At 38.7% G+C, this 8,394-nt stretch carries 5 protein-coding genes; 3 read left to right on the top strand and 2 right to left on the bottom strand.

Annotated features, from left to right (window positions below; translation table 11 throughout):
* The first annotated feature begins 50 nt into the window (after positions 1-50).
* Positions 51-689 carry a tetratricopeptide repeat protein gene (locus tag CWB66_RS04705; RefSeq protein WP_077536788.1) on the top strand — a complete coding sequence of 213 codons (639 nt, stop codon included), beginning with the start codon at positions 51-53 and terminating at the stop codon, positions 687-689.
* A gap of 75 nt (positions 690-764) precedes the next feature.
* On the opposite strand, the gene CWB66_RS04710 is transcribed toward CWB66_RS04705, so the two are convergent.
* Positions 765-2,612 carry a cation:proton antiporter gene (locus CWB66_RS04710; RefSeq protein WP_138584505.1) on the bottom strand — a complete coding sequence of 616 codons (1,848 nt, stop codon included), beginning with the start codon at positions 2,610-2,612 and terminating at the stop codon, positions 765-767.
* An 861-nt stretch (positions 2,613-3,473) separates the two neighbouring features.
* Here CWB66_RS04710 and proB point away from each other — a divergent pair.
* Positions 3,474-4,580, top strand: coding sequence for a glutamate 5-kinase (gene proB, locus CWB66_RS04715; protein ID WP_077536790.1), 1,107 nt, complete (start codon positions 3,474-3,476; stop codon positions 4,578-4,580).
* Positions 4,577-5,824 (top strand): glutamate-5-semialdehyde dehydrogenase, encoded by a 1,248-nt coding sequence (locus CWB66_RS04720; RefSeq protein ID WP_138584506.1) that lies wholly within the window; start codon positions 4,577-4,579, stop codon positions 5,822-5,824. Before proB ends, CWB66_RS04720 begins: the two co-directional genes overlap by 4 nt.
* Positions 5,825-6,097: 273 nt before the next feature.
* Here the strand turns inward: CWB66_RS04720 and CWB66_RS04725 are convergent, their stop codons facing one another.
* A complete protein-coding gene (locus tag CWB66_RS04725; protein WP_138584508.1) occupies positions 6,098-8,299 on the bottom strand; it encodes a two-component system response regulator in 2,202 nt (733 codons plus the stop codon).
* Positions 8,300-8,394: the final 95 nt, after the last annotated feature.

The raw sequence follows: 8,394 nt of genomic DNA on the forward strand, positions 1-8,394 counted from the left end.
GAACGATCTTTGTATATTATTTAATAAGTTTATTTTTATAAGTGGTGAACATGCGTTTATTTTCTCGTAATTGCGTATTAACGTTTTCGTTAATCTCGCTGTCTTTATTGATAATACCCAATGGCTTAGCAGAAGAAACGTCCGCCGCAGTGCCTTTGTACACAGAGCCTGAGCTAATTGCGTTGATCAATAAAAATACACATTTAGCTCGCGTCAAGGCAGATGATTGCCAGCTAGTGCAAGATATAGAGGCACGAGCCAATAAAATGGCATTGCCATCTTATCAATTTCTATATGGTGATATGCTAGCTTATAACGTGTGCGTTGACCGAAATGTAGAGTTAGGTGTCTATTACATGCGAAAAGCTGCTGAACAAGGTTTAGCGGCAGCATTAGAGCAGTTAGGACGTTACTACGACACAGGGCGTTTGGTTCAACAAGATAAAGCAATGGCAGTTACTTATTTACGTGAAGCTTCATCGCAAGGCAATTTAAAAGCACAATTACGTTTGGTTAAGCTATTTAACGATGGTTTTGGTAGCCCACGTGATTTTGAAGACGCTTATCGGTGGTTATTTCACTCTATGGTGGCAGATAAAGCGACGCATAAAAAAATTGAAAGGGCACTTGCTGAGCTCGCACAAAAAATGCCTGGCAGTGTTGTGGCGCGCGCCAGACTTCCTATGTAGCAGCAAAAAAGTCACATAAAAAAACCTAACTTATAAAGTTAGGTTTTTTATATATAGATCTTAGAGCGTAAACTCTTAACTATCTTCTTTAGCCTTTATTTGCGGATCTTTTAAAATTGACATTTTAGGTGGCTGCAGTGCAACAACTCGTTCGCCTTCTTGCGGTGGCTTTTCCATGTTAATAGTAAAAGGTCTCAGCTTAATAGGTGTATCTTCGTCGCTATCTTTATCACCTTTAAGAATAAATAAAGGGATAGCTTCTGGGTTCATTTCTAAGTATTGCTCCCAGCTAAACTCATCAGAGATACGCGTTGCGCTCACTTTTCCACCTTTGGCAATAATACTACTCAAACGTGCATATGAACCTTCATCCCCAAACAGTATTTGTCTAGATAAAAATGTTGCGCTATCTTTATTTGCTTTTGCGTGCGACGTTGATGAGCGTAGCGAAAATACATTTTTTTCATTAAGTAAGTGAGAAAAGTATTGAACACCTAACGCGTTATGGTGGCGATTAGGTGATAACGCTAATACGCTTCGAATCGTTGTTAGTGGCAAATAGCGCTCAGCATGTTCTGATTGTGGATTACCGTAATAACAAGCTAGGCCATCCATACGAGCCATTCTGCAGTTCTCCCATGCTGGATCTGAAAGGTGAACCGGAATATTTTGCTCTTGTAAACCACGGCCAATTGCACGTGAGACATGGTTGGCACCAATAATTAGTATAGTATTTGGTGACGGTTGACGTACACCCAATAACTTAGCAACAGGAATAGCCGTTAAGCTCTGTAGTACAACGGTAATGATGATCACCGTAAATATGAGTGGCACCATTTTTTCAGCATCAGCAACGCCAGCTTCCATCATACTTAGTGCGAATACAGACCCCACAGCAGCGGCAACAATACCCCTAGGCGCAATCCAAGCAAGCACTAAGCGAGACTTCATTGGCAGCTCAGTGCCATAGGTAGAAATAGCAATACACAATGGGCGAGCAATAAAAAGCACTATCGCTAAAAATATAAATACATCACTGTCGAGCATCATTAAATCAGAAAGCTGCAACCGAGCTGCAAGTAGAATAAATAATGTTGAAATTAAAATCATCGATAAGTCTTCTTTAAACTCAAGGACGGAGTCAATTTCTAAATCATCTTGATTAGCAAGCCAAATGCCAAACACAGTCACTGCTAATAGGCCAGATTCATGACTTAAATAGTTTGATATCGAAAAGCTAACAAGCACTAGTGCTAAAATACCAAATTTATGCAGCTCAAATGGAAGCCATTCGCGTCGCATTAACAGTGTTGTTAGCCAACCAGCAGCAACACCAATACTTAAACCAACACCCAGTGTTTTAATTAGAGCGATAATAGTATGGCTAAGTACTTCTCCTTGGCCTACGAGCATAACTGCTTCAAATACTAATACCGCAAATAATGCGCCAATTGGGTCAATTACAATACCCTCCCAGCGAAGTATTCGGTCTATATCCTGTGTTGGTCGCATTGAATTTAGCAGTGGTGCTATAACGGTTGGACCTGTTACAACAAGTACAGCACCTAGCACTGCTGCTACGCGCCAATTAAGCTCAAGCAGCCAATAAGCACTTAGGCTTATAATAATACAAGTAACTAGCATGCCAATTGAGCAAAGGTTTCTTACCACTTTGCCAATGCCTTTTAGCTCCCTAAAATGCAGGGTGAGTGATCCCTCAAATAAAATGATTGCAACGCTTAGTGATACAACCGGAAAGAGTAAATCACCTAAAAGTGCATCAGGATCTAAAACACCACTAAATGGTCCAAGTAAAAGACCAGTGAGCAATAAAAAGAGGATAGCGGGTACTCTAAAAGCCCACGCGACCCATTGGGCAAGCACAGAGCAGAGTGCGATACCGGCTATGTAAATTGCTGACATAGATTAAGAATTCCTTATTTGAGACGATATATTTTAAAAGTATAACTTTTGTTAATTATTAATACAGGGGTATACACGGGAAATTAAAATATTACTAATCAATTTTAGCTGCTTATAAAAAATTAGTCGGTTTTAATTACAGTGATTAAGGGTGAATACCTTATAAATCCCTAGCAGGCCTATTTATCTAATTGATTTATATGTTAAATAACAGTTTAGATGGCAATGCATAATAGGCTTGTTTGAATTTTAGCCTTGATCTTAGTGCGTAATATAGCGTATTATACTTCGAGTTCGAATTATTAGTTATCTAATTAAGATTGCAGGATTAAATAATTGGGTGTTAATCTTATGCTCATATTCATTATGTATAATCCTGTTTTAAATGCTTAATTGGTACTCGAGCGTTAAAATATCATTTACTGAATTATTTGGTATGGTTTTGCTAAACAAGTTTGTTTATTCAATTAAATAAATAAAGGTTTGAGTTGAACTATTACCTTTCAATATTTAATCCCCATCGTGGCGATTAAATCTCGGTCCTTAAGTCTTCACCCTATCTGTTGGTGTATCAGACTCTAGAGGCTCTATGTATGTTGTTAATAAAAAAGCCACACACAGCTTTTTACAGCGATGCATAAACAACACTTTTTAAACTTTCTTACTAGTACAACTCATAAACTGAGCTGTATCTATTTTATTTCTGAGCTTAAATTTAAAACAATGTTTTAGATTTTGCCTACTTGTGTGTGTTTAAAAGCGTTGTGAATGATAAATAAATCCGAAGCTATGTTTTGTACCTAGCTACTTAGTTTTAGCTCACCAATAGTGGGCACATATAAAATGGAAAGTTGAGCATTTATGCAAAAGTTAAATTGGCGACGCATTGTACTTAAAGTAGGCAGCGCTTTAATCGCACCAGATCAAGATGGTTGCCGTTCACGTTATATATTAACCATCGCACAGTTTATCGTTCGTTGTCGTGCCCGTGGTATTGAAGTGATTTTAGTTTCTTCTGGCTCGGTAGCTGCTGGCTCACACTTATTCCCATCTGATAAGCCTCGCTCGGTTGTCATGAAAAAAGCAATGGCGGCGGCAGGTCAAACAGAAATGATAGCTATGTGGGATCGCTTCTTCGATTTTCCATCAGCGCAATTGTTATTAACGCATGGTGATTTACGAGACCATGAACGCTACCAAAGTATTCGAGAAACAGTATTTACTTTACTTGAGCACGGTATATTACCAATCATCAATGAAAACGACGCTGTAACGACAGACGATCTTAAAGTGGGTGACAATGATAATTTATCTGCAATGGTTGCTGCCGCTGCCGATGCCGACGCGCTACTAATCTTTTCGGACGTTGATGGGTTATACGATAAAAATCCTAACTTACACCAAGACGCCACTTTATTACCTGAAATAAAATCAATTGATGAATCTATTTATGCTATGGCAGGATGTGCTACAAGTGCTGTAGGCACAGGTGGTATGAAAACTAAAATAGAAGCGGCTGAAAAAGCAACATCACACGGCATAGCAACCTACATTATTAATGGGTTTAAAGAAGAAACTTTTACTCGGCTACTTGCGGGCGAAAACCCAGGCACTATCTTTTTGCCTTACGAAAAGCCGATGCAAGATTCGGTACATTGGATGACGCACACAGCAAACGAGCAAGGTGAAGTTGTTGTTGACGGGTCGTTCGATGAATCACTTGAAGGTGAAACCGGATGTATTCGCGGTGATGAGATAGTTGAAGTGCATGGTGAATTTGCTATCGGTGACACTATTTTAGTCCGTAGTGAAGACGGTACGCGTTTAGCGAAGGCGACCGCGAATTATAGTAGCTGTTTGTTAAACTTTATTGCAGACAACGAACAGAGTGAATTCAGCGAAAAAATGCAGGATTCAATTGGACCAGTTATATCTGAAAAACATATCGCACTATTGGAGAAATCATGAGTTTAATTACGGACATTTCACGTCAAGCAGCTAAAGCTGCACATGCACTCGCTTTACTCGATACCGAGACTAAAAACAAAGTATTAGTTGAAATGGCAGCGGCACTAAGAGAGCAAAAAGATTTTATAATTAAAGAAAACGAAAGCGATTTAAGCGCAGCACGCGACAATAACTTAGCAGCTTCAATGATTGACCGTTTAACGCTAAACGATGAGCGTATAGAGGCAATGGCAGAAGGTATTGAAGTTATTGTTAGCCTTGATGATCCTGTTGGGCAGTTACGCGATATTACTGAGCGTCCAAACGGTATCAAAATTCGTAAAATGCGTGTCCCTCTTGGTGTTGTATGTATGATTTATGAAGCCCGCCCAAATGTAACGGCCGATGCGGGTGCACTTTGTTTTAAATCAGGTAACGGCGTAATTTTACGTGGCGGTAAAGAAGCACTTAAAAGTTCGCAAGCTATCGCAAGTGTGATGCATAGCGTACTTGAAAAGCATAACTTACCAGTATCACTTATTTCAGTGATTCCAGATCCAGATCGCGCACTATTAATGGAATTAATGCAGCAACGTGAAAGCATTGATTTAATCATTCCACGTGGCGGCGAAGGCTTAATCAACTTTGTTACTGAAAATAGTACGATTCCTGTAATTCAGCACTACAAAGGTGTTTGTCATCTTTACGTAGATAAAGATGCAGACCTAGAAGTTGCGCTTAACTTACTACTTAATGGCAAAACGCAGCGTACTGGTGTTTGTAATGCACTAGAGGGCTTGGTTGTTCACCAAGATGTTGCAGATGAGTTTTTAAATCTGTGCGCAGTAGTATTGCGACAAGAAGGCGTGAAAGTAAATGCTGACAGCTTTGCGGCTAAATATTTTGATAACGCAACCGTGCTAGCGGACGATGAATTTGGTGAAGAGTATTTAGATTTAGAGATTGCCATCCGCGTGGTTCCTAATTTTACAGCCGCAGTTGAGCATATTGCACAATTTGGCTCAAACCATACAGAGGTTATTTGTACTAAAAATCAAACAGCGGCAGAGTTATTTCAACGCAGTGTAGATGCTTCTGTTGTTATGGTTAATGCCTCTTCACGTTTCTCTGATGGTTCACAGTTAGGTTTAGGTGCAGAGATTGGTATAGCGACATCTAAGCTTCACGCATATGGTCCTATGGGTCTTGAATCACTTACTACTGAAAAGTACTTAGTGAATGGTGAAGGCCAAGTCCGCGAATAAGCTAACTAGCCTGAATCCTGGATAATAAATCTATCTTAAGCAGCTATTTTCAGCGCTAACTACGTTGAATTTACTTACAATAGGCCCACTATTGTAAGTAAATTCGCCTTGTTTTCACTGAAAACCTCCGGCTAGAGAGAATAAATTTAAATATCACCATGATTCAATACGTTAGTAAATATCTTAACAAGGGTTCAGGTTAACTATATAAAACAATAAAGCCGAGCATAGCTCGGCTTTATTGTTTTAGCTTCGAAATGACTCGCAATACTGTTAGTTATTTATTTTTTTAAGCCATTCGCTTGCAGGTTCTGGCTTATGTAAATGATAACCCTGCAGGATAACTTGAGGATACTCTTGTAATAAATCAAAGTGAGATTGATTTTCCACCCCTTCAGCCACAACATCTAGTTGAAATAACTTTCCTAAACTGACTATCATATCAATAATTAATTTATCGTTATTATCCTTCGGTGCATCAAAAACAAATGATCTATCTATTTTTAATTCTTGGATCGGTAACTGTTTTAGATAAGTAAGACTAGAATAACCAGTGCCAAAATCATCTATAGATACACGCACACCTAGGTTTTTTAATAATTGCACCGCTTCGATTGCTGATTCAATATTATTTAACAGTGTGCCTTCAATGATTTCTATTGTTAATTGGTTCGGCTGTATCTTGTAGCTATCTAGTTGCGTTTTTAATAGCGATAAAAAACGCGGTTCATGGAAATGTCGACCACTAATATTTACAGATACACTTAGTGCTGCATGGCGGTTATCTAACTTTTTAATCAACGATAAAGCATTTTTAAGTACCCAACAATCTAGGTCATAAATGATGTCTGACTCTTCAGCAATAGGAATAAACTCCGCTGGGCTAATAAACCCTTTCTGAGGATGGATCCAACGCAATAATACCTCACCACCTTTTAGTATTTGCTGACTATTAAATTGTGATTGTACATAAAGGGTAAACTCATTTTGTGAAATAGCTTTACGTAGATCTTGTTCAATTTCAAATCGGCGTTTAGCTTGCTCACCAAACGAATTATCAAAAAAAGTAACGCGGTTTCCGCCTTTCTCTTTCGCTTTATAGCAGGCGGCTTCGCAGTTTCTTATGGTTTCAATTGCACTTTCCCATTTGTCTTCACGAGGAAAAATATACGTGCCGATGCTTATGGTAATACTGATTTTTTGGCCGTCAATTATAAAAGGCTCATTAATCGCACTTAATAATTTTTGGGCCTTATGCTCAGCTATTTCTTGAGTTCTTAGGCGACCAACACCTTTCTCAACACTGCTCAGCGCTGAAAACCCATCACTGCCTAAACGTGCTATAACATCTTTTTTACCAAGCTTATTGTGAATGCGCTTTGCAAGTTCTTTTAAAACTTTATCGCCTGCTAACAAGCCTAGTCCATCGTTGATGGAGCGAAAGCTGTCAATATCTATAATATAAATATAAGCATAGTTATTATTTAAAGAGCAATTTTGTAGTTGTTGCTCTAACTGCTTTAAAAAGCCATTTCTATTTGGTAACGCTGTTAGCTCATCATGCCATGTAAGATAGTCAATGCGTTCCTGTGTTATTTTTAAACTTGAAATATCGCTAAAAACAGCAATGAAATGAACTTTAGTGTCTTGTTCGCTCTTTACCATACTAAGCGTTAATAGTTCAGGGTATAGCTCACCATTTTTTCGTCTCGTAACAAGCTCCCCACTCCAATAACCGGCCTTATTAGCATGCTGCCATACATCACTAAAGCTAACGCCTAGTTGATTATTTTGCTTTAGCTCATGCAATTGCGTGTTGAGAGCTTCTGTTTCAGTAAACCCTGTAATGCGGCAAAAAGAAGGATTAACAGCGATAATGCTGCCTAGTGAATCGGTTATAACAACGCCATCTGCAGTGCCTGTAAGAGCTTGGTAAAATAACTTTTGCTTTGAAGATAGCAGCTTTAACTCTTCTTCTCGCTTGCTTAACTCAAGAGCAAGTGCTTCTATCTCAAGTAGTTTATCGTGTAAGTCAAAGTTTTTTTCGATGAGTCTATCAAGCATCCCTTGTGATGTTATATGGGTGCGAACCCTTGCTCTGACTAACGCAAGTTTGTAAGGCTTATGGATATAATCAATAGCGCCTAGCTCAAAACCATACTCTTCAGAGTCCTCGGTTGTAAGTGCTGAAACAAAAATAACAGGGATACCTTTAGTACTTTGTCTCGATTTTAGTGTTTTACATACTTCGTATCCATCCATGCCTGGCATCATAATATCAAGTAGGATCAAATCGGGGCGAGTAGATTCTACAAAAGCTAAAGCTTGTTCACCGCTGGTAGATACTCTGATGTCGTAATCGGTAAGTAGCCCCTCTACCAAAACATGAAGGTTATTGGGTTCATCATCAACAATAAGTACTAAAGGTTTGTGCTTACTGCTATCAGACTCAGTTGTTTTTTTTGCCAAGTACATCGAATGCACACTCAATCCTTTTGATGATAATTACTATATAATTTAGCTTAGTTCTTTGTTATTGGCTAGGACGCGTTGACCTTTCGTGATTGATT

The sequence above is a fragment of the Pseudoalteromonas sp. S558 genome (assembly GCF_005886635.1).
Classification (GTDB): domain Bacteria; phylum Pseudomonadota; class Gammaproteobacteria; order Enterobacterales; family Alteromonadaceae; genus Pseudoalteromonas; species Pseudoalteromonas aliena.

What these genes read in the sequence shown, in the direction of transcription:
- proB (WP_077536790.1), top strand. Translation starts at nt 3,474, where the DNA reads ATGCAAAAGTTAAATTGGCGACGCATTGTACTTAAAGTAGGCAGCGCT.
- CWB66_RS04725 (WP_138584508.1), bottom strand. Translation starts at nt 8,299, where the DNA reads ATGTACTTGGCAAAAAAAACAACTGAGTCTGATAGCAGTAAGCACAAA.
- CWB66_RS04705 (WP_077536788.1), top strand. Translation starts at nt 51, where the DNA reads ATGCGTTTATTTTCTCGTAATTGCGTATTAACGTTTTCGTTAATCTCG.
- CWB66_RS04710 (WP_138584505.1), bottom strand. Translation starts at nt 2,612, where the DNA reads ATGTCAGCAATTTACATAGCCGGTATCGCACTCTGCTCTGTGCTTGCC.
- CWB66_RS04720 (WP_138584506.1), top strand. Translation starts at nt 4,577, where the DNA reads ATGAGTTTAATTACGGACATTTCACGTCAAGCAGCTAAAGCTGCACAT.